Source organism: bacterium (assembly GCA_018814885.1).
In the GTDB taxonomy this organism is placed as follows: domain Bacteria; phylum Krumholzibacteriota; class Krumholzibacteriia; order LZORAL124-64-63; family LZORAL124-64-63; genus JAHIYU01.
On sequence record JAHIYU010000126.1, the window covers coordinates 17940 to 42321 of the forward strand.

15 protein-coding genes are annotated in these 24382 nt (G+C 68.9%); 8 read left to right on the top strand and 7 right to left on the bottom strand.

All coding sequences use genetic code 11. The annotated features are described in order from the left end of the window. The first annotated feature begins 178 nt into the window (after positions 1 to 178). Positions 179 to 988 carry a T9SS type A sorting domain-containing protein gene (locus KJ554_08835; protein MBU0742437.1) on the top strand — a complete coding sequence of 270 codons (810 nt, stop codon included), beginning with the start codon at positions 179 to 181 and terminating at the stop codon, positions 986 to 988. Positions 989 to 995: 7 nt separating this feature from the next. Here KJ554_08835 and KJ554_08840 read toward each other — a convergent pair whose 3' ends face one another. Together KJ554_08840 and KJ554_08845 are read right to left on the bottom strand one after the other, a co-directional pair. Next, complete coding sequence (locus tag KJ554_08840) at positions 996 to 2360, bottom strand: GAF domain-containing protein (protein MBU0742438.1); 1365 nt, start codon at positions 2358 to 2360, stop codon at positions 996 to 998. Between the two features lie 45 nt (positions 2361 to 2405). After that, on the bottom strand, positions 2406 to 3884 hold the full coding sequence (locus KJ554_08845; GenBank protein ID MBU0742439.1) for a glycosyltransferase family 2 protein: 1479 nt from the start codon (positions 3882 to 3884) through the stop codon (positions 2406 to 2408). Between the two features lie 257 nt (positions 3885 to 4141). Between KJ554_08845 and KJ554_08850 the strand changes: the two genes are divergently transcribed. The 5 genes from KJ554_08850 (at position 4142) to asnS (ending at position 11269) form a co-directional block, all read left to right on the top strand. Further along, positions 4142 to 5374, top strand: coding sequence for a DegT/DnrJ/EryC1/StrS family aminotransferase (locus KJ554_08850; GenBank protein MBU0742440.1), 1233 nt, complete (start codon positions 4142 to 4144; stop codon positions 5372 to 5374). Next, positions 5367 to 7262, top strand: a complete 1896-nt coding sequence (locus KJ554_08855; GenBank protein MBU0742441.1) for a glycosyltransferase — start codon at positions 5367 to 5369, stop codon at positions 7260 to 7262. The genes KJ554_08850 and KJ554_08855 overlap by 8 nt, the downstream gene beginning before the upstream one ends. 125 nt (positions 7263 to 7387) lie before the next feature. Continuing rightward, positions 7388 to 7612 (top strand): ferrous iron transport protein A, encoded by a 225-nt coding sequence (locus KJ554_08860; GenBank protein MBU0742442.1) that lies wholly within the window; start codon positions 7388 to 7390, stop codon positions 7610 to 7612. 17 nt (positions 7613 to 7629) lie between these two features. Further along, complete coding sequence (gene feoB, locus KJ554_08865) at positions 7630 to 9777, top strand: ferrous iron transport protein B (GenBank protein ID MBU0742443.1); 2148 nt, start codon at positions 7630 to 7632, stop codon at positions 9775 to 9777. Between the two features lie 91 nt (positions 9778 to 9868). Further along, positions 9869 to 11269 carry an asparagine--tRNA ligase gene (gene asnS, locus KJ554_08870; protein ID MBU0742444.1) on the top strand — a complete coding sequence of 467 codons (1401 nt, stop codon included), beginning with the start codon at positions 9869 to 9871 and terminating at the stop codon, positions 11267 to 11269. A gap of 57 nt (positions 11270 to 11326) precedes the next feature. Here asnS and KJ554_08875 read toward each other — a convergent pair whose 3' ends face one another. After that, positions 11327 to 13414: a glycosyltransferase gene (locus tag KJ554_08875; protein ID MBU0742445.1), complete on the bottom strand. Its 2088-nt coding sequence runs from the start codon at positions 13412 to 13414 to the stop codon at positions 11327 to 11329. A gap of 379 nt (positions 13415 to 13793) precedes the next feature. Here KJ554_08875 and KJ554_08880 point away from each other — a divergent pair, with 379 nt between their 5' ends. After that, positions 13794 to 14144: a hypothetical protein gene (locus tag KJ554_08880; GenBank protein MBU0742446.1), complete on the top strand. Its 351-nt coding sequence runs from the start codon at positions 13794 to 13796 to the stop codon at positions 14142 to 14144. Between the two features lie 10 nt (positions 14145 to 14154). After that, complete coding sequence (locus KJ554_08885; protein MBU0742447.1) at positions 14155 to 16620, top strand: sigma 54-interacting transcriptional regulator; 2466 nt, start codon at positions 14155 to 14157, stop codon at positions 16618 to 16620. A gap of 284 nt (positions 16621 to 16904) precedes the next feature. Here the strand turns inward: KJ554_08885 and KJ554_08890 are convergent, their stop codons facing one another. The 4 genes from KJ554_08890 to KJ554_08905 all read right to left on the bottom strand — a co-directional run bounded on the left by KJ554_08890 (position 16905) and on the right by KJ554_08905 (position 24368). Continuing rightward, the gene (locus KJ554_08890) at positions 16905 to 17954 is read right to left on the bottom strand and encodes a mechanosensitive ion channel (protein MBU0742448.1); all 1050 of its coding nucleotides are present in this window, start codon (positions 17952 to 17954) and stop codon (positions 16905 to 16907) included. 37 nt (positions 17955 to 17991) lie between these two features. Continuing rightward, positions 17992 to 19443 carry a sulfatase gene (locus tag KJ554_08895; GenBank protein MBU0742449.1) on the bottom strand — a complete coding sequence of 484 codons (1452 nt, stop codon included), beginning with the start codon at positions 19441 to 19443 and terminating at the stop codon, positions 17992 to 17994. A gap of 103 nt (positions 19444 to 19546) precedes the next feature. Further along, positions 19547 to 20998 carry a sulfatase gene (locus KJ554_08900; protein ID MBU0742450.1) on the bottom strand — a complete coding sequence of 484 codons (1452 nt, stop codon included), beginning with the start codon at positions 20996 to 20998 and terminating at the stop codon, positions 19547 to 19549. A gap of 103 nt (positions 20999 to 21101) precedes the next feature. Then, complete coding sequence (locus KJ554_08905; GenBank protein MBU0742451.1) at positions 21102 to 24368, bottom strand: PDZ domain-containing protein; 3267 nt, start codon at positions 24366 to 24368, stop codon at positions 21102 to 21104. Between the last annotated feature and the right edge of the window lie 14 nt (positions 24369 to 24382).

The following is a 24382-nucleotide window of genomic DNA, read 5'->3' on the forward strand; positions in this document are numbered from 1 at the left end:
CGGCCGATCCGTTCACCTCAACCGGGCCCCGGGGGTGACTCCGGGTCTCCCTTTCCACCGCCTCATCGCGTCGGATCCAGAAAACCGAGCTGGATGTCTGCATCACACCCCGCGTATGCTATGATGACGCGGAGGAGAAACCGCTGCGTTGATCGCGGCATGTCGCGGGGGAGAGGACATGAGTGCTTTCATCAGACGCCTGTTCGTCGTCGCCGTCTCGCTCGCCGCTCTGCCGGCTCTCGCCGCCAACGTGGTGACGGTGCAGACCGTGGACGCGGAACCGGGCGACACATCCGTCCGGGTGGACGTCCATGCCCACAACGAGGTCGAGCTGCTCGAGTACTTCAACCTGCTGATCTTCGACGAGACCAGGCTCGCCTACGTCGACCTGGTGGCCGACAGGGGAGGGTTCTGGTACGGCTACTACCCCACCCGCGTCGAGGGCGACCACGTCTACGTGCACGGTTGGGCCGTCGATTATCCCGACTGCATCGACCCGGTCGCCGGCGATCCCGGACCGCCCCTCTTCCATCTGCTCTTCGACGTTCTGCCGGACGCGCCGGAGGGACTGGCCGCGCTGCCCTTCGGCAGCGAGGGGGCGTTCGACGGCCACTGGAACGACTGCTCTGGCTACTCGGTGACGCCGGCGCCGACCTATCACGACGGCGGCGTGCAGGTCGAGCCGACCACCGGCGTGGACGACGGCCGGGCCGTCGCGGTCGCGCCCCGCGCCTACCCCAATCCGGCGGCGGGCAGCACGCGGATCAGCTTCGTCCTGCCGGCGTCGGGCCGCACGGAGATCGTGGTCTACGACCTGGCGGGCCGGCGCATCCGGACCCTGACCGCGGGCGTGATGGCCGCCGGTCCCCACGGCGTGCCATGGGACGGCGCCGACGAGACGGGCCGGCCGGCTCCCGCCGGCGTCTACTTCTGCCGGGTGCGCTCCGCGGCGGGCACGGCGGTCGATAAGATCATGCTGGTCCGTTAGACGATCATCACCGCGGCAGCGTGAAGTGGAAGGCGCTGCCGCGCCCCGGTTCGCTCTCGACGCCGATTTCCCCCCCGAGCAGCTCCACCAGGCGCTTGCTGATGGACAGGCCCAGCCCCGTCCCTGCGTAGCTGCGCGAGGCGATCGCGTCCAGTTGCGAGAAGGGTTTGAACAGGCTGCCCAGATCCTCCGGGGCGATGCCGATCCCCGGATCGATCACCTCGATGCGCGCCGACCGTTCGCCGCACCGGCAGCGGATGAGGATTTCCCCCGCGGACGAGAACTTCACGGCGTTGTCCGCAAGGTTCAACAGCACCTGGGCCACGCGCCGCCGGTCGCTGACGATAGTGCAACGCTCCTTGCCGCAGTCGGCGCGGACGGTCAGGCCCTTGTCGCAAGCCAGCGGCTCCACGGTGCTGATCGTCTGGTCGATCAGGGTGGACAGGTCGATCGGTTCCGGCACCGGCTCCATCCTGCCGGCTTCCATCTGCGAGAGGTCGAGCAGGTCGTTGATCACCGACAGCAGGTGATCGGCGCTGGCGCGCACGAAGCCCAGTTGCCGGGCCTGCTCCTCGTTGACGGGACCGGCCATCTCGCTCGACACCGTGGTCGTGAAGCCGAGGATGGAATTCAGCGGCGTGCGCAGCTCGTGGGAGATGGCGGCCAGGAACACCGACTTGAGGCGGTCCGACTCCTCGGCTCGGTCGCGGGCCCGGGCCAGCTCGGCGGTGCGGTCGGCCACCAGCTCCTCGAGATGGTCGTGGTGGCGTTGTAGCTCCGCCTCCGCCAGCCGCCGCTGGCGGATCTCCGTCTCGATCCGCGCCACGTAGAGGGCGTTCGCCACGGCCAGACCGACGGTCTGACCGATGGAGCGCAGGATGTCCCTTTCCGCCGCCGACACGTCGCGGGGACCGTGGAAGATCAGGTTGATGGCGCCCAGGGCGCGGTCCTCGAAGAGCAGGGGGATCGAGATGCCGCAGCCGACGCCCTCCCGCCGGGAGGCCTCGCGCAGGGACGGGGAGAGGGTCGGTTCGGTCTGCATGTTCCCGCACACGACAACCTCGCGCGTGCTCACCGCGCGGCCGCTGAGCGTGCCCCGCGTGGGGTGCATGCGGATGACCGCGGTGGTCTCCTCGGTGAACTTGCGCGCATGGAGCAGCTCCAGCTCGCCGGTGGTCCCGTGGTAGAGGAAGAAGCTCACCGAGGGGGATTCGCTGTACAGCATCAGGGACGTGACCGCGCGTCGCGCGAGCGTCTCGAGGTTCGGCGCGCGGTACAGCTCGTCGGTCAGGGCGTTGATCGTCCGCAGCGCCTCGTTGGTGGCGCGCAGACGACCCACGTCGCTCCTGTCGTCGTGTCGAGGATCGATCATGCGGTCGATTCTACCGCAATCGCGCGCCGAATGCGAGAAGCCGCCTCAGGCATGGGTCGGCGCCGCCGTCTGCGACTCGAGCCACGCTGGCAGCCAGGGGAAGGCGTCCGTCGCGGTGGAGGCGTTCTCCGCGAAGGCGCGCATCAGGTCCGTCCGGCGCGAGCGCCAGAGCGCCGTCAGCCACTGTTCGAGTGCCGCATCGGCCTCGGCCCGTCCGAGATCGACCGCCAGATCGCTGTCGCGACCGCCGATCAGGTCGCAGACCAGCACGCCCAGGCTCGCTGCCGGCCAACGTGCCGACAACCGGCACGCCATGTTGCGGGCCGTCTCGATCTCGCCGTAGACCAGCAGGGCCTGCGCCAGCTCGAGGCTCTCGCCGCGGCGCTGCCTGTGTCGCGCGATGAAGTCGGGCAGGACGCCGCCGGTGCCGGCGAAGGAGACGGCGGCGAGCAGCCCCTCCGGATCGCGCGCGTTGTGGTCGAGGGCCCGCTCCGCGAGACCGAGGGCGCCGGCGAGGTCGCCCGCCGCCGCCGCGAGGCGGCACAGCCCCAGCAGGGGCCGCACCGTGACGTTCTGCGCCAGGTGCGCCGAGGTCAGGTCCAGACAGGCGCCGAACTCGGATGCGGCCTCGTCGCCGCGTCCGCTGGCCTCCAGCAGCACGCCCCGTCTCAGACGGTATTCCGGCGAACGGCCGGCCAGTGCGCGCCAGCGTTCCAACCAGGCCAGCTCGCGTCGCGGATCGTCGTGCAGGCCCTGCGCCGTCAGGACGGTCAGGTCGCCCAGGAAGGGAAAGTCCGTGAGGGCCGCCGTCCCCGCGGCGTCGAAGGCCCGCACGGTCGCATCCGCCGCCGTCCGCCACGCCTCGCGATCGTTCCAGAAGCGCGCCTGCTCGAGGATCTTGTAGCGGCTGTACCAGTCCCGGGGGTTTTCCGCGACGCAGCGCTCCAGCAGACGGAGATCGCGGTGCCGCTTGTCGCGTGCGGCGGCCACGTCGCGCACGTAGCCCAGGTGTTCCAGCACGCCTTCGAGCCGGCGCAGCTCGCGACCGGTGCGCGCCAGGTACGCGCGGACCGAGGCGGTTGGATCCTCGTGGATGTCGTGGACGAAGCGGATGGAGGGGTCGCGCCGGAAGAGGCGCAGCAGACGCGACTCGCGCCTGTGCCCGTGGGGCAATTCGTCCCGCAGCAGGACTGTCGCGGCGCCTGCCGCGTCGTCGTCCAGCAGGCCGCGCACCGAGGCGGCCAGTTCCGGGGACACGCGTTCGTCCGCGTCCAGGAAGACGATCCAGTCGCCGCCGGCCATGTCCAGGCTGGCGTTGCGCGCGGCGGCGAAATCGTCGCGCCAGGCCATGCGTCTCGTGGCGGCCCCCGCCGCCGCCAGCAGCCCGATCGTGCCGTCGACCGACCCGGTGTCCACGACGCAGAGCTCGTCCCAGAGTCCGGCCACGCTTTTCAGCAGGCCGGGCAGCATCGACTCCTCGTCCCGGACGATCATGCAGATGGACAGGCGCGGCCGCTCGGACATCGAGATCTCCTTTGACCGGACGTGACGACCCGTCCGTTCCCCTCGCAACCGGCGTACCAGGCGCGGGGTCGCGCAACCGCTGGAGCGACCGCCGGCTCGTGCTTCCCGGGTGGCTGTTCCCGGCAGCCGACTGGTCGGTAACTGGCCACTTGTCGCCGCATACAGAGGCCGCGCGCCCCCGGAACGTATCTCCCGACTGGTCCATGCCTTGCAATCGTCACGGCGGACCAGATCCGGAGGAACTCTTGGCCACTGCGATGACTGCCCGCGCAAGGACCGGGCGACCGGCCCTTTTCGGCGGCGAGCCGGCCTTCTCGGCTCCCCGCCACGTCGGTGCGCCCAGCCCCGGCGACCGCGCTGCGCTCTTCAGGCGCATCGGCGAGGCTCTGGACCGCCGCTGGCTGACCAACCGCGGCCCCCTGGTGGAGGAGTTCGAGGGCCGGATCGCCGCGCGGCTCGGCGTCGGCCACTGCGTCGCCATGTGCAACGGCACTACGGCGCTGGAGATCGCCGTGCGGGCGCTGGGGCTCTCCGGCGAGGTCATCCTGCCCTCGTTCACCTTCGTGGCGACCGCGCACGCCCTGCAATGGCAGCGCATCACCCCCGTCTTCTGCGACATCGAGCCCGACGGCTACAATATCGATCCGGCCCGGATCGCCGCGCTCGTCACGCCGCGCACCACGGGCATCATCGGGGTCCATCTCTTCGGCCGGCCGGCGCAGGTCGAGGCCCTGCAGCGCGTGGCCGACCGTCACGGCCTGGCGCTGCTCTTCGATGCGGCGCACGCCTTCGGCTGCACTCGCCGCGGCAGGCCGGTCGGGGGCTTCGGACGCTGCGAGGTGCTGAGCTTCCACGCCACCAAGCTCGTCAATTCCGGCGAGGGCGGCGCCGTCGTCACCGACGACGCCGGGCTGGCGCGCAAGGTGAGGCTCATGCAGAACTTCGGCTTCGAGGGGCTCGATCGCGTCGTCCATATCGGCATCAACGGCAAGATGAACGAGATGGCCGCGGCGATGGGACTGACCTCCCTGGAGGCCGAGGCCGGGTTGGTGGAGACGAACCGCCGCCGTCACGAGACCTACCGCAGGCTCCTGCGGGAGATTCCGGGCCTGGACCTGATGGGTTACGACGCGCGGGAAGACAGCAACCGGCAGTATGCGATCGTGGAGATCGACCGGTGCGCGGCCGGACTCTCGCGGGACCAGCTGGTGGAGCTGCTGCACGCGGAGAACGTGCTGGCCAGACGGTACTTCCATCCAGGCTGCCATCGCATGGAGCCGTACCGCTCGCTGTATCCACACGCCGGACATCTCCTGCCGCGCACCGAACGGGTCTGCGGACGCGTGCTGGCGTTGCCGACCGGCGGCGCCGTGAGCGCGTCCGACGTGACCCGCATCTGCTCCCTGCTGGACGACTTCGTCGCCCACGCGCCGGAGATCCGAGCCGGCTGGGCGGCGAGGCCCGGGAAGGGAGGCGGCGCGCGTGGCTGACGTGCTGCTGAACGTGGGCTGCGGCGACGAGCCGCTGCCCGGTTTCGTGAATCTCGATCTCGGCCGCGACGCCGACCTCGCGCTGGACGTGCGGCGCGGTCTGCCCTGCGCCGACAACACGGTCGACGCGATCCACAGCGAACACTTCATCGAACACCTGACGCAGGCCGAACTGATGTCCTTCCTGCGCGAGTGCCGCCGCGTCCTGGTACCCGGCGGCGTCATGCGCGTCTCCACGCCGGACCTGGCGGAGATGGTCCGCTGCTACCTCGCCGACGACTGGCTCGCGCGTTGCGGCCTGAAGGCCCACGGCTACGACTGGCTGGCGAATCCCTGCGAGATGCTGAACGTCGGCATGCGCGACTGGGACCACAAATGGGTGGTCGACGAGCGGGAACTGACGCGCCTGGCCGACCTGGCCGGTCTCGCGTCCCTGGGCAGGCGCGAGTCCGGCGCCAGCGACCGGCCCCACCTGCGGGGGCTCGAAACGCGCGCGGGAGCGCACCTGATCATGGAATTCCGCAAGCCGCCCCCGGCGGACGGGTGCCCGGTGCCGCTGGTGAGCGTCCTGATCCCCGCCTACAACCCGCGCTTCTTCGCCGAGGCCCTGGACAGCGCCTGCCGCCAGACCTGGTCGAACCTGGAGATCCTGGTCGGCGACGACAGCGGCGGTCCCGAGATCGAACGGCTCGCGCTGGCGCGCATGTCCGCCGATCCGCGCATCTTCTACCACCGCAACCCCGGGAACCTGGGCGAGGCCGAGAACTATCGCGAGCTGCTCGCGCGCGCCCGGGGCGAATACGTCAAGTGCCTGGCCGACGACGACCTGCTGGAGCCGTCCTGCGTCGAGGTCATGGCGGACGTCCTGGCGCGCCACCACGACGTCAGCCTGGTGTCGGCCTACCGGAAGCTGATCGACGAGCGGGGAGAGGTCCTGCCGGACACCTTCAACAAGCCGCTGGCCGAGATCGACGTGCGGCTGACGGGGACCAACGCCGCCATCCTGCTGCTGGCCCGCAAGCAGAACCTGATCGGAGAGCCGACCAGCGCCATGTTCCGCAGACGCGACCTGGCGGCCGTGCGGCCGTCGCCCATGAGCTTCGCCGGCCGGCGCGCGCCGATGAACGGCGACGTCGCCATGTGGTTGAACCTGTTGAGCAAGGGCGATCTGGTCCTGCTCGCGACGTCCCTGAGCCGGTTCCGGCAACACGAGGGCCAGTCGTGCCGCATCGAGGAATTCGTGCGGAGGGCGGAAACGGCCTGGAGCTACGTGCGGGAGGACGCTAGGCGTCTGGGGCTCTGGAAGGGATACGCGCCACCCTGTGGACATGTGGACGCCGCGGAACTGGATCCGGCCGCCGGCGCGACCGCGCCGGAGGTCTCGCTGCTGGTGCGCGAAGCCGGTGGTCTGCCCGAGCTGCTGTCCGCGCTCTCGGCCCTGGCGCGGGAGGAACTCGCCTACCCGCACGAATATGTCTTCGGCGGGGCGGGTCCGGATCCTGCAACGCGGACATACCTGGCGCGGGCCGCAGCCGGCGCCGCCAACCTGGTGCTACCGCGCGACAGCACGGGCGATGCGGTGGCCGCTGCCGTCGGTACGGCGGGCGGTACGTACCTGGTGGTGCTGGAGCCGCGGGAATTGCCGCCGCGAGGCTGGCTCGACGCGACCCTCCGCGCTCTCGCCTCTCGCGACGATCTGGCGGCCCTTTCGCTCTCGCCGCGCGGGCCGCTGGCGCTGCGCGCCGCCGCCTGGCACTTGACCGGCCTGGAAGACAGCGTCTTCGGCGCTGCCGACTGGGCGGATGCCGTCGGCGCGCGGATCGAAGCCGCCGGCCTGGTCGCCGAACGCGCCGCATCCGGGGCGGGCGTCGGCGCGGGCGCCCCCTGATCCCTGCCCGTCGATTCCGAGATTATTCTCTTGTCACGCCGGGATTTCGCACTATCTTTGGTTTGCCAACAATTCTTGTACCCTCAAGAAGAGAATCAGGGTCGCTCGTACCCCAGGACGGTCCCATGACGCTCGATACCTTGCAGGCCGGCGCCTCCGCGAAATTGCTGGACATCGATCCCTGCAACGGCCTCCGCCTGCGCCTGATGGAAATGGGGCTCACGCCCGGCGCCGACGTCTCGGTGCTCCGGGTAGCTCCCTTCGGCGACCCCATCGAGATCCTGGTGCGCGGTACGCGGCTGTCCATCCGCAAGCGCGAAGCGGCGCTCATCCGCTGCCGGACGACCTGACCGGCCCGGAGGAATCCATGGCCCCGACTCCGGTCCATCGCGCCTCCGATTTCCTGGTCGCCGTGGCGGGCAATCCCAACTCGGGCAAGACCACCCTCTTCAATGCCCTGACCGGCGCCAACGCGCGCATCGGCAACTACCCGGGCATCACCGTCGAGATCCGCACCGGCCACATGCGCCTGCCGCATGCCGGACGCGTGCGCCTGATCGACGTGCCCGGCACCTACAGTCTCACGGCACGATCCCCGGACGAGGAGGTGGCAATCAACGCCCTGCTCGGCCGCAAGGGCCTGCGCCGTCCCGACGTCGTGCTGCTGGTGCTCGACGGCACCGCCCTGGAGCGCAACCTCTACCTGCTGATGCAGGTGCTCGAGTTCGAGATCCCCGTGGTCGCCGTCGTCAACATGCTCGACGCCGCGCGCGACGACGGGGTCGACATCAATTTCGACGCCTTGCGCAAGGTATTCGGCATTCCCATCGTGGGCACCATCGCGCGCCGGCGGCAGGGCGTGGGCCTGGTCCGCGAGACGCTCGACGAACTGCTCTGCAACCTGGACGATGCGCCGCGTCCGGGTTGGCAGTGGGAGCCGGCGGACGAGCTGACGGCGGATCTGGAGGGATTCGAGGAGCTGATCGCCGAGGAGGTCCGCTTCCGGCTGGACACACCCGGCAGCCGCCGCGCCTTCGCCCTCTGGCTGTTGACCAGCCTGCACCCGCGCAGCGAGCTCGAGGTGCGCCCCCGTCTCCGGGAGCACACCCTGGCGGTGCAGGAGCGTATCGCGGCCGCCGGCCGCGACCTGGCCCGCGAATCGGTAGCGGCCCGTTTCGAGGCCATCGACCGGATCACGCCCGGGATCGTGCGCCGCCAGCCGCGGCACCGTGATTCCACCGAGAAGATCGATTCGGTGCTCACCCATCCGCTGTGGGGGTCCGTGGTCTTCCTGGTGATCATGGGCCTGATCTTCCAGGCCCTGTTCTCGTGGTCGGATCCCATGATCGGCTTCATCGAGAACACCTTTGCCCGCCTCGCCGGCTTGGTCCGCACTTCGCTGCCCGCCGGTTTCCTGCGCGGGCTGCTCGCGGACGGCATCATCTCCGGCGTGGGGGCCGTTGTCGTGTTCCTGCCGCAGATCCTGTTCCTCTTCCTGTTCGTCTCCATCCTGGAAGGGACCGGTTACCTGTCCCGTGCGGCGTTTCTCGTCGACCGGCTCATGAACCGGCTCGGCCTGCACGGCCACGCCTTCGTGCCGATGCTCAGCGGCTACGCCTGCGCCATCCCCGCCATCATGGCCACGCGCACCATCGACAACACCCGCGACCGCCTGCTCACGATCCTGTCGATTCCGCTGATCAGCTGCTCGGCACGTCTGCCGGTGTACACCCTGATCATCGCCCTGGTGTTTCCCGCGGCCGACAAGATCGGTTTTTTGAGCACCGGCACCCTGGTCCTGTTCGTGATCTACACCCTCAGTTCGGGGATGGCGATGCTGGCGGCGAGCTTCCTGGGCCGCACGGTTCTCAGGGGCGAGCTGCGGCCGCTGCTGATGGAGCTGCCGCCCTATCGGCTGCCCGATCCCCGGTCGGTTCTGCAGGTACTCCTGGAGCGGACGGCGGCCTTCCTGACCACCGCCGGGTCGGTGATCCTGGTCGCGACGGTCGTGCTCTGGGCCATGCTCTCCTTCCCGCGTTCCTCCCTGATCGCCAGCGAGGCCGCGGGTACGCCGCGACAGCACGCCGCACAGCTGCAGGACAGCTTCGCGGGCCGGATCGGCAGCGTCCTCGAACCGGTGCTCGAGCCGCTGGGCTTCGACTGGAAGATCGGCGTCGGCCTGATCGGGGCCTTCGCGGCGCGCGAGGTCTTCGTGGGCACCATGGGCGTGATCTACGGCGTCGGCGAGGGCGCCGACGAGGAGAGCGTCGGCCTGCGCGAGGCCATGCGCCGCGACCGCCGGCCGGACGGGCGTCCCCTCTGGACGCCTTTGACGGGCGTCAGCCTGATCGCCTTCTTCATGATCGCCATGCAGTGCGTGAGCACGCTGGCCGTCACACGCCGGGAAACCGGCAGCTGGGGCTGGACCCTCTTCATGGTCGGTTACCTCAGCACCGCGGCCTACCTGGTCTCCCTCCTGGTCTACCAGGGCGGCCGCCTGCTCGGATACGCCTGACCGGCCTTCGACCGAGGCTTGCACCCCGGCCCGCAATCGCCCATCATGTCGTCCATCGTCCGGAACGCACTCGCGACATGGGGTGAACGACATGACTGCACAGAGCATTGCCGCGCTGCTGACAGGCCAGGTGCCGGTGGGCACCGAGGTCACCGTCAGGGGATGGGTCCGCTCGCGCCGCGACTCGAAGGCGGGCCTGAGCTTCGTCCAGGTGCACGACGGCTCCTGCTTCGACCCCATCCAGATCGTGGCCCCGGCTTCCCTCGCCAACTATGCAGGGGAGGTCCAGCGGCTGAGCGCCGGCTGCTCCGTGAGCGCCACCGGCGAACTGGTCGAGTCCCAGGGCAAGGGCCAGAGCGTGGAGATCCGGGCCGCGTCGCTCGCCGTCGTCGGCTGGGTCGAGGATCCCGAGACATATCCCATGCAGCCCAAGCGCCACAGCTTCGAGTACCTGCGCGAGCAGGCCCACCTGCGCCCGCGGACGAACACCTTCGGCGCGGTGACCCGCGTGCGGGACTGCCTGGCCCAGGCCACCCACCGCTACTTCCACGAGCACGGCTACTACTGGATCCACACGCCCATCATCACGGCCAGCGACGCGGAGGGCGCCGGGGAGCTTTTCCGCGTCTCGACCCTCGACCTGGCCAACCTGCCGCGCACGGCGGACGGCGGCGTGGATTTCGCGGAGGACTTCTTCGGCCGCGAAGCCTTCCTCACCGTCTCGGGGCAGCTCAACGTCGAGAACTTCTGCTGCGCCCTGTCGAAGGTCTACACCTTCGGGCCCACCTTCCGCGCCGAGAACTCCAACACCTCGCGCCACCTCTGCGAGTTCTGGATGATCGAGCCCGAGCTGGCCTTCGCCGACCTGAACGACGACGCCGACCTGGCCGAGGACTACCTGCACTACATCTACAGGTCGGTGCTCGACGAGCGCGCCGACGACATGGCCTTCTTCGACAAGCACGTGCAGAAGGGCGTCGCCGAGCGCCTGGAGCGTTTCGTGGAGAAGAGCTTCGCGCGCATGGAGTACGACGAGGCGGTCAAGGCCCTCGAAGGTGCCGACGCCAAGTTCGAGTTTCCGGTGCGCTGGGGGGCCGACCTGCAGTCCGAGCACGAGCGCTGGCTGACCGAGGAACACGTCGGCCGCCCGGTCGTGCTGATGAACTATCCGAAGGAGATCAAGGCCTTCTACATGCGCCTCAACGACGACGGCCGCACCGTCGCCGCCATGGACGTGCTGGCGCCGGGCATCGGCGAGATCGTCGGCGGCAGCCAGCGCGAGGAGCGTCTGGACGTCCTCGACGCGCGCATCGCCGAGATGGGCCTGCCCGTGGAGCCTTACTGGTGGTACCGCGACCTGCGTCGCTACGGCACCGTGCCCCACGCCGGCTTCGGGCTGGGCTTCGAGCGCGCGATCATGTACGCCACGGGCCTGCAGAACATCCGCGACGTGATCCCTTTCCCGCGGACGCCGAAGAGCGCGGAGTTCTGAAAAGGCCCCCGCACTACATGGTCCGGGGGCCCCTCTCTCGTCATTGATGCGACCCGCTTAGATCCCGACCGTCTCTTCCGGCTTCGGCGCCGCCTCGCCGCTGCGCGTCTCGACCCGCTCCGCCAGCTCCTTGCGGATCTCGTCGAGGTTGTAGCGGGCGTCCACGTTCCGGGGCTCGCGGACCAGCAGGTCCTCCAGCACCGCGCCGGCCTCCCGCGTCCGCTGCTGCTTCCAGAGCGCCACGGCCAGGTCGTTGGCCGCGCGGCTGTCGTCGGCGTTCCAATACAGGGCGTAGCGGAAGAGGGTCTCCGCGTCGGCGATGCGCCCGGCCCGGAAGAGGTCCTCGCCCTCGCCCAGCCGTTTGGCGAGCTCGGCCGGCGTCGGCTCGATGGGCATCATGCCGCGCGCGCGCGGCAGGGGATGGTAGTGGAGCACGGGGTTGTGCCCGTCCAGGATGATGCCCTCCAGGTCGAACTTCTCGCCGTAGGCCGTCTCGGCGGGAATGCCCCACTTCTCCTTGAAGATCTCCCAGTTGGTCTCCAGCGACTTGCGGTAGTCCACCCTGGCGGCTGCGAAGCTGCGGCTGCCGAAGTGGTGCACGAAGCAGTCCATCGCGATCAGCGTCTGGTAGCCGGCCAGGAAATTGCGCAGGCAGTAGTCGGTGTCCTCGAAGTTGCCGAGGCCGTAGCGCTCGTCCAGGCCGCCGATGCGCGTCATCACCTCGCGCTTGATCAGCATGCAGAAGCCGACCACCCACAGCGCCGGCTCGTCCTGACCGGCCACCGCGTCGCCGTGCATCTTGGCGAAGAGATCCAGGTCCTTCAGGGTCTCCGTGTCGTAGCCGACCTTGGGCAGCTTCTGCACCCCGGTGATGCTGTTGGTGACAGGCCCGACCACGCCCGCCTGGGGATGGGCCTCGGCGCAGGCGATCAGCTTGTCGAGCCACCCTGCGGTGACCACCACGTCGCTGTTGAGCAGCACCAGGTAGTCGCCGCCGGCGCGGGCGAGACCGATGTTGTTGCCGGCCGCGTAGCCGAGGTTCTCCTGGTTGTAGACGGCCCGGCAGCGGTCCTCGCGCGCGGCCAGCTCGCGCAGCCACGCGACGGTGCCGTCGCTGCTGGCGTTGTCCACGAAGACGATCTCGTGGCGGGGATCGGTGTGCTGCAGCAGCGCGTCGGTGCATTGCTTGGTGTATTCCAGGGCGTTGTGGGTCAGCACGATCACCGACGCCGTGGGCGGGTCCTGGGGACAGGGCGCGGCGTTCTCGAAGCGAACCCGCGGCGGCGCGTAGCTGCGGATCGAGAAATCCTCCGCGGGCCGCGCCTCCCCCTCGAGGCTCACGTAGTAGTCGGGCTTCGCGCGTCCCCGCCAGCGGCGGTCGAGCCGCTTCTGATTCTCGCTCAGACCGGTCCAGCGCTCCCGGCCGCTCTGCGACTCGTGGTGCACGACCACGCTCTCGGGCCGGTAGACCAGACGCCAGCCGGCCTCGCCCATCTTGAGGCACATGTCGACGTCCTCGTTGCCGTTCCAGTAGGCCTCGTCGAAGCCGACCACCTGGAAGTAGACGTCGCTGCGCACCATCAGGCAGGCGGCGGTCAGGGCGCGCATGATCTGGGGCTGGTTGGCGGCCTTGGTGTCGGCGGCCTTGCGGTACAGTACGTGCCGCGCACCGAAGACCTGGCCCTGCGGGCGGTCCTCGAGCACCAGCGCCACGCCCGCGTGCTGGATGGTCCCGTCGGGGAAGAGCAGCTTGCTGCCGACCGCCCCCACGTAGGGATCGTGATCCAGGGTCTGGACGAGCGGGGACAGCCAGCCGTCGGTCACCTCGGTATCGTTGTTCAGAAACAGCAGGTAACGGCCCCGGGCGGCGGCGGCGCCCCGGTTGCAGGCGCGCGCGAAGCCCTGGTTCTCCTCCTGGATCAGGGCCCTGACGAGCCCCTCGGTCTCCAGCTCGCGCAGGTACTCGGCGGTGCCGTCGGTGGACCCGTTATCCACGACGATGATCTCGTACCGGTCGCCCGGCGTGTGCTTCCAGAGCGCGGCCAGGCATTGCCTGGTCAGCTCCAGCTTGTCGAAGACGGGAATGATGATCGAGACGTTAAGGTCGTACCGTTTACGAGGTTCTGTCGGCTTGTGGCCGGTCATGGAATCCCTCCGGGAGTCGTGTTCATGAACGTCGTGACCAGCATCCTGGTGCAAGATCGCGGCCAGCGCCTTGATGGGGCCGGATGTCCCTGGCTGATGTTAACTGGCCGATTATCAGCGGGTTGAGCCGACATGTCGCCAGGATCGAGCGTGGAGCAGATTCTCGTTTGTGCGGGAAATGGACACGAGGTGGCCATGATCTGGACAACGCCCCGCTTGGCGGGCGATTGGCGCGGGGACGACGATTTCCGTAGACTCATTCAATTCGATCCGGACCGGCGACGCGCGGGAAGCCTCGTTTGCAAGCAGATCCCGCTTCTCGTTCCCGCAGAGTCGAGTCGCTGGAGTCCCGCCGCTCAGGCAAGCAAGGGAGAGGGTCATGAGCAGACCTGGCAAAATCACCGGCGCGTTCATCAGGACGATCCTGGGCCTAGCGATCCTGATGACACCGTCCCAACTGTTCGCGCTGACCTATGCCATCGACGGCCTCGACGACGATCGTGAGGAATGGCACGGGCCGGGCGACCCCGAAGGCGGGGACCGTTACCACGGCGACCTGAACATCCTGGACCCCGAAGGGCTGTTGCGGGGCGGAGCCGACGACACGGACCCGCGCGACCCGCGAGGATCGGTGCCGCTGATCAGGCTGATTCCGCTCGGAGACGGCTATCTGATGATCATCGGGTCCGGGGATGCGCCTGGGGCGTATCCGATCCTGCTCTCTCGCTGAGGAGACGGTGATGAAGGGATGCATGGACTACGACGCGCGGGCACGGCGCGGCCGCGAGGGCGCTCTCGATCAGGATCTGCTGGACAGGGCCCGTCTCCTCTACCGCCAGGAGCGTTTCGAGGAGTCGCTGGCGGTCTGCCGTCGCGCCGTCGGCGAGACGGAAGACGGTGCGATCGTCGTGGTCGGCGGCGCTCCCTGCGTGCTCAAGCGGGATGCGGTCGTACTCGCCGCGTGGTGCCTGTACGACCTGCGCCGCTTCGAGGCGTGTAGGTCCTGGCTGTTCAAGGCCCAGGACAGGGGTTGGCTGTCCAGCGGCGACGTGGAGGCCGCCGTCGTGACGATGTGGATCCACAACTGCGAGGGACGTTACGAAGCCGTCATCGACGAGGTGGGCCGACTGCTGGACAGGGCCGATCCGACGCTGGACCTGGTGGATCGCGGCTGGCTGTTCTATACGCGCGGCGCGGCCCTGCGCATGACCGGCGACATGGCCGGCGCCCTGGACGACCTGATGACCGCCCGCACGCTCTTCCGCCTGGTCGGCCGGCGCGACCTGCGCGCGGAGGTCGGCAACCTGGTGGGGCTCGTCAGGTTCCGACTGCGCCGCTTCGAGGAGGCCGAAGAGCTGTTCCTCGACGCCGTGGAGATGAACAAGTCCCTGGGACTGACCCGCCGCGTCGCGGACAACCTGCAGAACCTGGGCTTGACCTGCTACAAGACCGGCCGCTACGACAGGGCGCGCAAGCTCTTCCAGGAGATCATGGGCACCCGGCACCTCTCTGCCGACCGCATCTGCCGTGCCCGCATCGCCCTGGGCAAGCTGGATGTCCTGCAACGCAGGTTCGCGGACGCCCGCAGCAACCTCATGGCCGCCTACACCCTCGCCGTCGAGCAGCACAAGCCCCGCGAGGAATGCCTCGCCCTGGAATACCTGGGCGACGTCTTCCGCGAGGAGGGCAGACCCGCCGAGGCCCGGCGCTACTATGCCCGTGCCATGGTGATCGCCCGCAAGATCGCGCCCGAGGGGGACCTGATGCTGGAGCTGTTGCGCCGCGAGGGCGAATGCCTGAGCACGCTCGACCGGTTCCCCCAGGCCGAGGTCCTGCTGGGACAGGCCATGGCCCTGGCCCGCAGACAGCGCGATCCCTTCGAGCTGGGCGTGACGCAGCGCTGCCGCGCCGAACTGCTGGCGAGGCAAGGATGTCTCATCGAGGGGATCGCAGCCATGGAGGCGGCCGTCTCCGTCCTGTCCGGGATCAGGGCCGATCACGAACTGGCCCTGGCGCACCTGACGGCGGCCGCTCTCTACGTGGACGCGGCCGGGGATCCGGGCATCGCGGCCGAGATCGTCGACCGGGACACCTCTTCCGGGCCGTCCGCCGAACCGGCGGCGCCGGTCGTCCAGGTGATGGTCACGCGCGCCAGGCGTCACGCCGTGGCCGCGGAGTTCCTCTTCCAGCGCGTCGGCGAGCCGTACTGGGAGCGGCGGGCGGGACAACTGCTCGCGGTCGTGGACGGGCACGGCCGCCGGGGAGGCGGTCGCGAGCCGGGGCGCTCACCTGCGGACGTCGATCCGCGCGCGATGGTGGTCGTTTCCCGGGCCATGCGTCGCATCATGTCGCGCTGCGACATGTACGCCCCGTACACCGACCCCGTGCTGGTGACCGGCGAGACGGGAACCGGCAAGGAGCTGATATGCCGGCGCCTGCACGACGCCAGCCCACGCCGTGCGGGGCCCTTCGTGCCGGTCAACTGCGCCGCCATCCCGGCCGACCTCTTCGAGCGGGAGTTCTTCGGGCACGCGCGCGGCGCCTACACCGGCGCCGAGAGCGAGGCGCCGGGCTTCGTGGCGCAGGCCGAGGGTGGCACCCTGTTCCTGGACGAGATCGGCGACCTCCCGCTGCACCTGCAGGCCAAGCTGCTCCGTTTGATCGAGTACCGCGAGTACCGTCGCCTCGGCGATCCGCGTGAGCGCACGGCGGACGTGCGCCTGGTCGCGGCCACCAACACGTGCCTTACCGACCTGGTGGAGGAGGGACGCTTCCGCAAGGACCTCTACTACCGCCTGAGGATGATGACCATCGACGTGCCGCCGTTGCGCGAGCGCCGCGAGGACATCCAGCCCCTGCTCGACCTCTTCCTGACACGCATGACCGGCCGCGCGACCAGCGCCGCCGACATCTTCCTGCCCGCCCGTCTGGAAAGCATCGCGTCGTCCAGGCTCGAGGGCAACGTGCGCGAGCTGATGCAGATCGCCCGCGACGGACTGTTGCAGCACGGTCGGACCGACCGCGCCGCGGCGCCTCCTTCCCGCGGCGATCCCGATGCCGGCGCGCACGGCCGGCGCAACGGCCGACCGAGCAGCGACGAGCTGCACCGGCTGCTGGACTCCTGTGGCGGCAACAAGACCGCCCTGGCTAAGAGCCTGGCGGTTTCCCGCTCGACCCTCTATCGCTGGATGTCCGGCCTGTCCTGAGATTCCATCGTGCACCGCGGTGTCCCATCGTCCCGGCGCCGTGTTGCGCGATGGTACGGTGGGACGGCTTTTGGGACACTTCCGGCCGCGGGGTCCGGGGGCCGATGCCGCTGTTATACCGCCGATATGGAGTAGAATGGGGGATTCACGAGGGCTTCGTGGCACTATGGCCGGGTTCTTGCACTTTGCGGTTCAGACAGGACACTTCCCCCTTTCGTGTTCTGCGAGTGCAGGTAGGCGATCCGGCTGGTGGGGCGGCCGGATCGTCTCGTTGTAGGGTGCCATCAGGTCTTCGGCAACTCCTTGATGTACACGTCCTGCTTCGGATACGGAATCTCCACGCCCGCGGCCACCAGCGACTTGTAGACCCGATCGGTGATCCGGTCGACGACCCTGCCGCGGTAGACCGGCTCCGCCACCCAGGCCATCAGCTCTAACTCCAGCCCCGAATTGCCCAGCCGGCGGAAGCGCACGCGCGGCTGCGGGTCCGGGACCACGTGCGGTACGTCTGCGGCGCATTGCAGCAGCAGCTCGCGCACCCGGTCCACGTCGCTGCCGTAGGCGACCGAGACCGGCACGCGCACGCGCATCTTCTGGTAGGGCCCGCCGGTCTCGTTGATGATCTTGGCGTTGCCGATGATGGCGTTGGGCACGGTCACCTCCACGTCGTCGCGGGTCAGCATGCGCGAGGAGCGCAGGCCGATCTCGGTGACCTGGCCGCGGACCGTGTCGTCGATGACGATGTAGTCGCCGATCTTGAAGGGCGCGTCGGCCAGGATGAAGACGCCGGCGAAGAGGTTGGCGAGGGTGTCCTTGGCCGCGAAGCCCACGGCGATGCCGGCCACGCCGGCCGAGGCCAGCCAGGTCGTCACGTTGATGTGCCAGGCCGCCAGCAGGAAGTAGCAGGCGATCCCGTAGACCAGGACCTTCCAGATCATGACGAACAGGGGGAGGGTCTTGGTCTGGATCGCGCCCCGGCCATCCGCGCGGCGGCTCGCCGATTCCAGCAGCATGCCGCCGATGCCGCCCAGCACCACGGCCCAGACGACGATGCCCAGCGTCTTGAGCACGCCGACGGACACGAGGTGCAGCGGCGATCCGCCGTCCAGCCAGAGCAGCGACCAGGCGATGCCGGCCAGGACGATCGTCAGGATGGCGGGGCCGCGCAGGCGCGCCACGATGACGTCGTCGAGACGGGTGTTGCTGCGCCGGCTCAGCCGCACCAGCAACGGGAACGCCGCCAGCCGGACCACCAGCGCCACGCCCAGCGTGACGGCCAGCCTGAGTGCCGTTGTGACGATGCGTGAATCCAGATCCGCCAGCCAATCCGACATGAGGTTCACTTCTCCGGTTTGAAAGTCCAGCACACGATCAGAGGTAGCCCAGCGCCTGGAGCCTGCGGCGCAACCCCGGCGGGATCTGTATCTCCGAGGGCGCCGCGTCCCGCTCGCCGGGTCGACCGGCCAGGCGCGCCGCCGCCGCGCTCAACGCGGCGGCCGTCTTGCCCTCCAGCGGCAGCGGTTCGAGTTCCCAGGGATCTTGCGCGATGCGGTAGAGGGCGGGCCAGGCCCGCGTATCGATGCCTACCTGGTAGGGCACGGCCCCGCCCAGGGTGTCGATGTCTGCGGACGTGGGACCCGGCACGACGACCGACCACCCGCCGGCGCGCAGCGATACGTAGTTGCGCGACTCGCAGAGTCCCAGCAGCGTCTCGTCCCCGTCGATCTTGACGGTGCGGCGCTCGCGCGCCTCCGCGTCCGCGACGTTCACGGGACGCCCGATCAGCTCGGGCAGCAGCGAGAAGCCGTCGATGTCGCTACCCGGTTCCACCCCCACGGCGTCCAGCACCGTGGGCATGATGTCCAGGAAGCTGACCTCGTCCTCGACGATCTTGCCGGCGAAAGCGGGGAAGACCGTGCGGGGCAGCCGCACGATCAAGGGCACGTCCGTGAGCTGCGGACCCAGCAGGTCGCCGTTGTGACCCCACCGGCCGTGCTCCCAGAACGCCTCGCCGTGGTCGCTGGTGACGATCAGCAGCATGTTGTCGGCGAGCCCCGCAGCGTCGAGCCGGGCGATGAACCCGCCCAGCAGGTCGTCGGTGTAGAGGATGCCGGCGTCGTAGCGGCCCACGACCTCGACGGCGATCTCCGGCGGGGCGCCGGTGAGGTAGTTCTGGACCTCCCTCACGCCGCCCATGAACTTGGTGCGGTGGTAGCCCAGGATCTCGCGCAGGTACTTGATGGGCGGCTGGTACGGCATGTGGATTTCGTAGGTGTGCAGGAACAGGAACGCGTCCTCGTCGGCGTGGTCGGTGAGCCAGTCCTCGCCGCGCTCGAGGATCTCGGCCCACTGGAGGTAATCCTCCTCTGACGACCAGAAGGTGTCGAAACCGCGAGCGTGGCCGTACCTCCTCGCCATGTAGGCGCCGCCGGTGAAGGCGGCGGTCGCGAAACCGGCTTCCCGCAACGGTTCGACCAGGTTCGGGATCTCCGGGGAGACGGCCTGGTTCTCCTTGCGCACGCCGTGCCCCCGCGCATACAGCCCCGTGAACAGCGAGGTGTGCGAGGGCAACGTCCAGTTGTAGGGAGCGGTCGCCCGCGCGAAGCGGACGCTATCTTCGCACAGCGCGTCCAGGCGCGGACTGGTGGGCTGGGGGTATCCATAGCAGCCGAGGTGGTCGGCCCGCAGGCAGTCCAGGGAGACGACCACGACGCGCCTGGGCCCGGGGCCGAACACCGGGCCGAGGTACTCCGGTTCGGGCCGGGGTCTGGCGCATTGCAGGGTGGTCAGCGCGAGCAGGAAGACGATCGTGTATCTGCGCATGTCGTTCTCCGGTGGACGTCGGAAGCGGTAAAAAAAGGGGGGCGCCGAAGCACCCCCCGAATGGTAAACCCTGCCGTTCGATTTGTCATCTGCCTGCAGGCGATCAGAGGTAACCCAGCGCCTTGAGCTGCTGGCGGACCTTGGCCGGGATCTCCGATTCCGGGGGCGCCGCATCCTGTGCGCCGGGTCGACCGGCCAGGCGCGCCGCCGCCTCGCTCAACGCTGAGGCGGTCGCGCCCTCCAGCGGCAGCGGTTCGAGTTCCCCGGGATCGCGCGCGATGTGGTAGAGGGCGGGCCAGCACTCCAGGCTGTTGTCCACCTGAGAGGGCCTGGCCCTATCCAGCGTATCGCCTTCTGCGGATACGGGTCCCTGTACGACGATCGACCACCCGCCGGCGCGCAGCGACACGTAATGGCGCGACTCGCAGAGACCCAGCAGCGTCTCTTCGCCGTCGATCTCCACCGTGCGGCGGTCGCGCGCCTCCGCGTCCGTCGCGTTCACGGGACGCCCGATCAGCTCGGGCAGCAGCGAGAAGCCGTCGATGCAGCTACCTGGCTCCACGCCGGCGGCGTCCAGCACCGTGGGCATGATGTCCAGGAAGCTGACCTCGTCCTCGACGACCTTGCCGGCGAAAGCGGGAAAGACCGTGCGGGGCAGCCGTACGATCAAGGGCACGTCCGTGAGCGGGGCCCCGAGCAACTCGTTGCCGTGACCCCAGATTCCGTGCTCGTAGAACGCCTCGCCGTGGTCGCTGGCGACGATCAACAGCATGTTGTCGGCAAGCCCGGACGCGTCGAGCCGGTCGAGAAATCCGCCCAGCAGGTCGTCGGTGTAGAGGATGCCGGCGTCGTAGCGGCCCACGATCTCGGCGGCGATCTCCGGTGCGGCGTCGTCCCTGTATTTCACATAATCCTGGACGCTGCCCGCGACCTTGGTGTCGCGGTAACCCAGTATCTTCTCCACGTAGTCGTCGGGCGGCGAGAAGGGCATGTGGATCTCGTAGGTGTGCAGGAACAGGAACACATCCTCGTCGGCGTGGTCGGTGAGCCAGTCCTCGCCTCGCTCCAGGATCCCCGCCCACTGGTCGTAGATCTTCGGCGAGGTCCAGTAGGTGTCGAAACCGCGGTCTAGGGCGAACCGGCTCGCCATGTAGAAGCCGCCGGTGAAGGCGGCGGTGGCGAATCCGGCTTCTTGCAGGGACTCGGCCAGGAACGGGGTTCCCTGGGGGACGACCTGGCTTGCCTTGCGTACGCCGTGTCCTCGCGTATACAGCCCCGTGAACAGCGAGGCGTGCGAGGGCAGAGTCCAGTTGTGGGGAGCGGTCGCCCGCGCGAAGCGGACGCTCTCTTCGCACAACGCGTCCAGACGCGGACTGGTGGTCCTGTCGTACCCGTAGCAGCCGAGATGGTCCGCCCGCAGGCAGTCCAGGGAGACGACCACGACGCGCCTGGGCCCGGGGCCGAACACCGGGCCGAGGTACCCCGGTTCGGGCCGGGGTCTGGCGCATTGCAGGGTGGTCAGCGCGAGCAGGAAGACGATCGTGTATCTGCGCATGTCGTTCTCCGGTGGACGTCGGAAGCGGTAAAAAAAGGGGGGCGCCGAAGCACCCCCCGAATGGTAAGCCCTGCCGTTCGATTTGTCATCTGCCAGCCGCTCGCTAGCGGTCCCGCGGGTAACGCGGCGCGTCGGGCAGCTTCTCGCGCTGCTTCAGCTCCTGCAGGATCACGTCCACGGCTTTTTCCAGCTGCGGATCGCGCCCCTGGATCACTAGGTGGGGCAGGTTGTCCACCTCGATGTCCGGGTCCACGCCGTGGTTTTCCACGTCCCATTCGCCATCGAGGTCGTAGAGGCCGAACTCGGGAAAGGTCACGTGTCCGCCGCCCATCAGGCCGACGTAGGTGGCATATCCCACCAGTCCGCCCCAGGTGCGCATGCCGACCACCTTGCCGATCTCCCAGCGCTTGAAGTAGTAGGGCAGGGCGTCGCCGCCGGAGCCCGCGTGGGCGTTGCTGACCATGACCATCGGGCCGTTGAAGGCCGTGTCGGGCGTGCGCCAGTTCTGGCCGTGCCGGGGCTTCCACATGTTGAGGAACTTCTGGTTCAGGACGTTGAGGAAGAAGTCGGGGATGAAACCGCCCCCGTTGTAACGCTCGTCGATGACCAGGCCCTCCATGCGGGTCTGCGGGTAATAGGCCTGGGCGAAGGCCTGCGCGCCGTCGAAAGCCGTGTCGGGCAGGTGCAGGTAGCCGACCCGGTTGTCGGTCATCTCGGCGACGAGGCGGCGATTGCGTTCCACCCACCTCACGTAGCGCAGGGGAACGTCCGCATCGATGGGCCGGACGACGACCTCGCGTGTCTCGCCGTCGGGCGCCGCGGCCACGGTCAGGGCGACCTGTTTGTCGACCTTGCCCTCGAACAGGGCGTAGGGGTTCCCGGGCGGGGCCAGGTCCACGCCGTCGACCGCCAGCAGGTAGTCGCCCTCGTCGATGTCGAGACCGGGGCCGAAGAGCGGTGTGCGCTGGTTCTTGTTCCAGTCCCGCTCGGTGAGGATGCCGGTCAGCCGGTAGCGCCCGGCGGCGGCATCGAGCTCGAAGTCGCAGCCGAGCAGGCCGACCCCCACCCGCTCGGGCGTCGGACGGTCTCCGCCGGGGCGCACGTACGCGTGCCCGGCGCCCAGTTCGGCGATCAGCTCCCCGAGCACGTAGTCCAGGTCGCGCCGGTCGGTGATGTAGGGGACCAGCTGGCCGTAGCGGTCGCGCATGGCCTGCCAGTCGACGCCGTGCAGGCCCGGATCGTAGAAGAAGTCACCCTCGAGGCGCCAGGCGTCGACGAAGTTCTGCCGCCACTCGGCGCGCGGTTCGACTCTGGCGCGCATCTCCGCGATCCGCAGCGGCTTGTCCGAGGGCTTCTGATCCGCGGCGGCGTCGACGAGGCCGTAGGAATCTTTGCTGGCGTAGAGGATCTTCTGGCCGTCGGCGGACAGATCGAAACCGTCGGCGTTGTCCAGCACCGTCTTGGCCTCGCGCTCCTCCATGTCGAAGAGCATGATGGCGGAATCTTCGGCCCCGGCGCGGCGGGACATGTAGTACAGCTTGTCGGCGGCGCATTCCAGTCCCCAGTAGCGTCCGGGCTCCACGTCCAGGGCGACCAGGCGGGCGCCGAGGCCCTCCAGGTCGATCACGGTGGCCTTGTCCTGCGAGTCGTCCTCGCCTTCCTCCTCGTCCTCGTCATCGCCCTCCTCGGCGTCCTCCTTCTCTTCATCATCCTTCTCTTCATCATCCTGGTCGACGGAGACCTCGTCGCTCTCGAAGGGGAAGGGGCGCTCGGCGTCGGCCTGCAGCGTCACCAGGTAGAGGCCCTGGGTGTCCGTCCAGAAGGGCGTGCGGTCGAAACCGGCGAAGCGGGGATTGAAGATGCGCTGCGAGGTGAAGAACAGGTACTTGCCCTCGCGGTCGAAGGCCGGCGCGTCCTCGTCCGTGAAGGAGCTGGTCACGCGCGTGGTCTCGCCCTTTTCCGTGTCGTGCAGGAAGATCGAACGGAAACCGTTGGCCTCCTGCTCGGCGTAGGCCACCCAGCGGCTGTCGGGGCTCCAGGACGCGTCGAAGGTGCGTCGCGCGTTGCCCTGGCTGATGTGGTGCTGCTCGCCGCCCTCGGCATCGACCCAGCGCAGGTTCATCTCGGCGTCGTAGGTGAGGATCTTCTCGCTGTCGGGCGACCACAGCAGGCCGAAGTAGTAGGTCTCGTTGCCCTTGGTGAGCCGCTTCTCCTCGCCGGTGCCGTCGCCGGGCCTGACGTGGAGCTCGTATTCGCCGCCGCGGTCGCTGTAGTAGGCGACGAGCTTGCCGTCCGGCGACCAGGCCGGCCGGATCTCGTTGATCCCGGGCGTGGACGTGAGGTTGCGCACCTCGCCCTTCTCCGCCGGCACGGTGAAGATGTCGCCGTGCGCCGAGAAGACGACGCGCTTGGCGTCGGGCCCCGGTGCCGAGTCCGTGATGTGGTCGGAGACGCTCGCCCAGTGGGGCCGCGTGAGGAAGCGGTCGTCGTTGAGCTCGACCTTGACGCGACGGGATTTCTCGGTGGCCAGATCCAGCACCCACAGCCAGCCGCCGTTCTCGTAGACGATGCTGTCGGGCCCCAGGCTCGGGTTCTTGACGTCGTACTCCTTGTGCCTGGTGACCTGACGGAACGCGCCGGTGGGCACGTCGTAGGCCCAGATCTGCAGCTTGTCGGTCCGGTCGCTGGTGAAGTAGATGGTGTCGCCGTGCCACATGGGGAAGTTCTCGGTGCCGGGCCAGTCGGTGACCTGCAGCGTGTTGTCGGCCGCGAAGTCGTAGATCCAGATGTTCTGGGCCATGCCGCCCTTGTAGCGCTTCCAGGTACGCTGCTCGCGCGTGATGCGGTTGTAGGCCAGCCGCTTGCCGTCGGGCGACCAGCTGGACAGGCCGCCCGACGGCAGGATCATCTCGGTGGGCAGGCCGCCCTCGAGCGGCACCGTCCACAGCTGCTGCTCGCGCATGTGGAACGAGGAGCGCGAGGTCTGGAAGCGGACGGACTTCCCGTCGGGCTCCCAGTCGATCACGCGGTCATGGAGCGGGTGCCAGGTGAGGCGCCGAGGTTCGCCGCCCCCGGCGGGCACCACGTAGACATCGTTGTTGCCGTCGTAGTCGCCGGAGAAGGCGATCCACCGGCCGTCGGGCGAGAACTTGGGCTGCGACTCGAAACCGACGTGACTGGTGAGGCGCCGCGCGTTTCCGCCCGCCGCCGGCACGGTCCACAGGTCTCCGCCCTGGACGAAGACGACGGTGTCGCCGTGGATGTCGGGATTGCGCAGCAGGCGCATGTCGGTGGGATCGAAGTCGGAGGCTGCGGCCGATCCGGCGATGAGTAGGACCGTCATCAGCAATAGCCAGTTGCGAAGAACCATGACGTCTCCTCGGA

What these genes read in the sequence shown, in the direction of transcription:
- KJ554_08875 (MBU0742445.1), bottom strand. Translation starts at nt 13,414, where the DNA reads ATGACCGGCCACAAGCCGACAGAACCTCGTAAACGGTACGACCTTAAC.
- KJ554_08890 (MBU0742448.1), bottom strand. Translation starts at nt 17,954, where the DNA reads ATGTCGGATTGGCTGGCGGATCTGGATTCACGCATCGTCACAACGGCA.
- KJ554_08880 (MBU0742446.1), top strand. Translation starts at nt 13,794, where the DNA reads ATGAGCAGACCTGGCAAAATCACCGGCGCGTTCATCAGGACGATCCTG.
- KJ554_08840 (MBU0742438.1), bottom strand. Translation starts at nt 2,360, where the DNA reads ATGATCGATCCTCGACACGACGACAGGAGCGACGTGGGTCGTCTGCGC.
- KJ554_08845 (MBU0742439.1), bottom strand. Translation starts at nt 3,884, where the DNA reads ATGTCCGAGCGGCCGCGCCTGTCCATCTGCATGATCGTCCGGGACGAG.
- KJ554_08835 (MBU0742437.1), top strand. Translation starts at nt 179, where the DNA reads ATGAGTGCTTTCATCAGACGCCTGTTCGTCGTCGCCGTCTCGCTCGCC.
- KJ554_08905 (MBU0742451.1), bottom strand. Translation starts at nt 24,368, where the DNA reads ATGGTTCTTCGCAACTGGCTATTGCTGATGACGGTCCTACTCATCGCC.
- asnS (MBU0742444.1), top strand. Translation starts at nt 9,869, where the DNA reads ATGACTGCACAGAGCATTGCCGCGCTGCTGACAGGCCAGGTGCCGGTG.
- KJ554_08860 (MBU0742442.1), top strand. Translation starts at nt 7,388, where the DNA reads ATGACGCTCGATACCTTGCAGGCCGGCGCCTCCGCGAAATTGCTGGAC.
- feoB (MBU0742443.1), top strand. Translation starts at nt 7,630, where the DNA reads ATGGCCCCGACTCCGGTCCATCGCGCCTCCGATTTCCTGGTCGCCGTG.
- KJ554_08895 (MBU0742449.1), bottom strand. Translation starts at nt 19,443, where the DNA reads ATGCGCAGATACACGATCGTCTTCCTGCTCGCGCTGACCACCCTGCAA.
- KJ554_08900 (MBU0742450.1), bottom strand. Translation starts at nt 20,998, where the DNA reads ATGCGCAGATACACGATCGTCTTCCTGCTCGCGCTGACCACCCTGCAA.
- KJ554_08885 (MBU0742447.1), top strand. Translation starts at nt 14,155, where the DNA reads ATGAAGGGATGCATGGACTACGACGCGCGGGCACGGCGCGGCCGCGAG.
- KJ554_08850 (MBU0742440.1), top strand. Translation starts at nt 4,142, where the DNA reads ATGACTGCCCGCGCAAGGACCGGGCGACCGGCCCTTTTCGGCGGCGAG.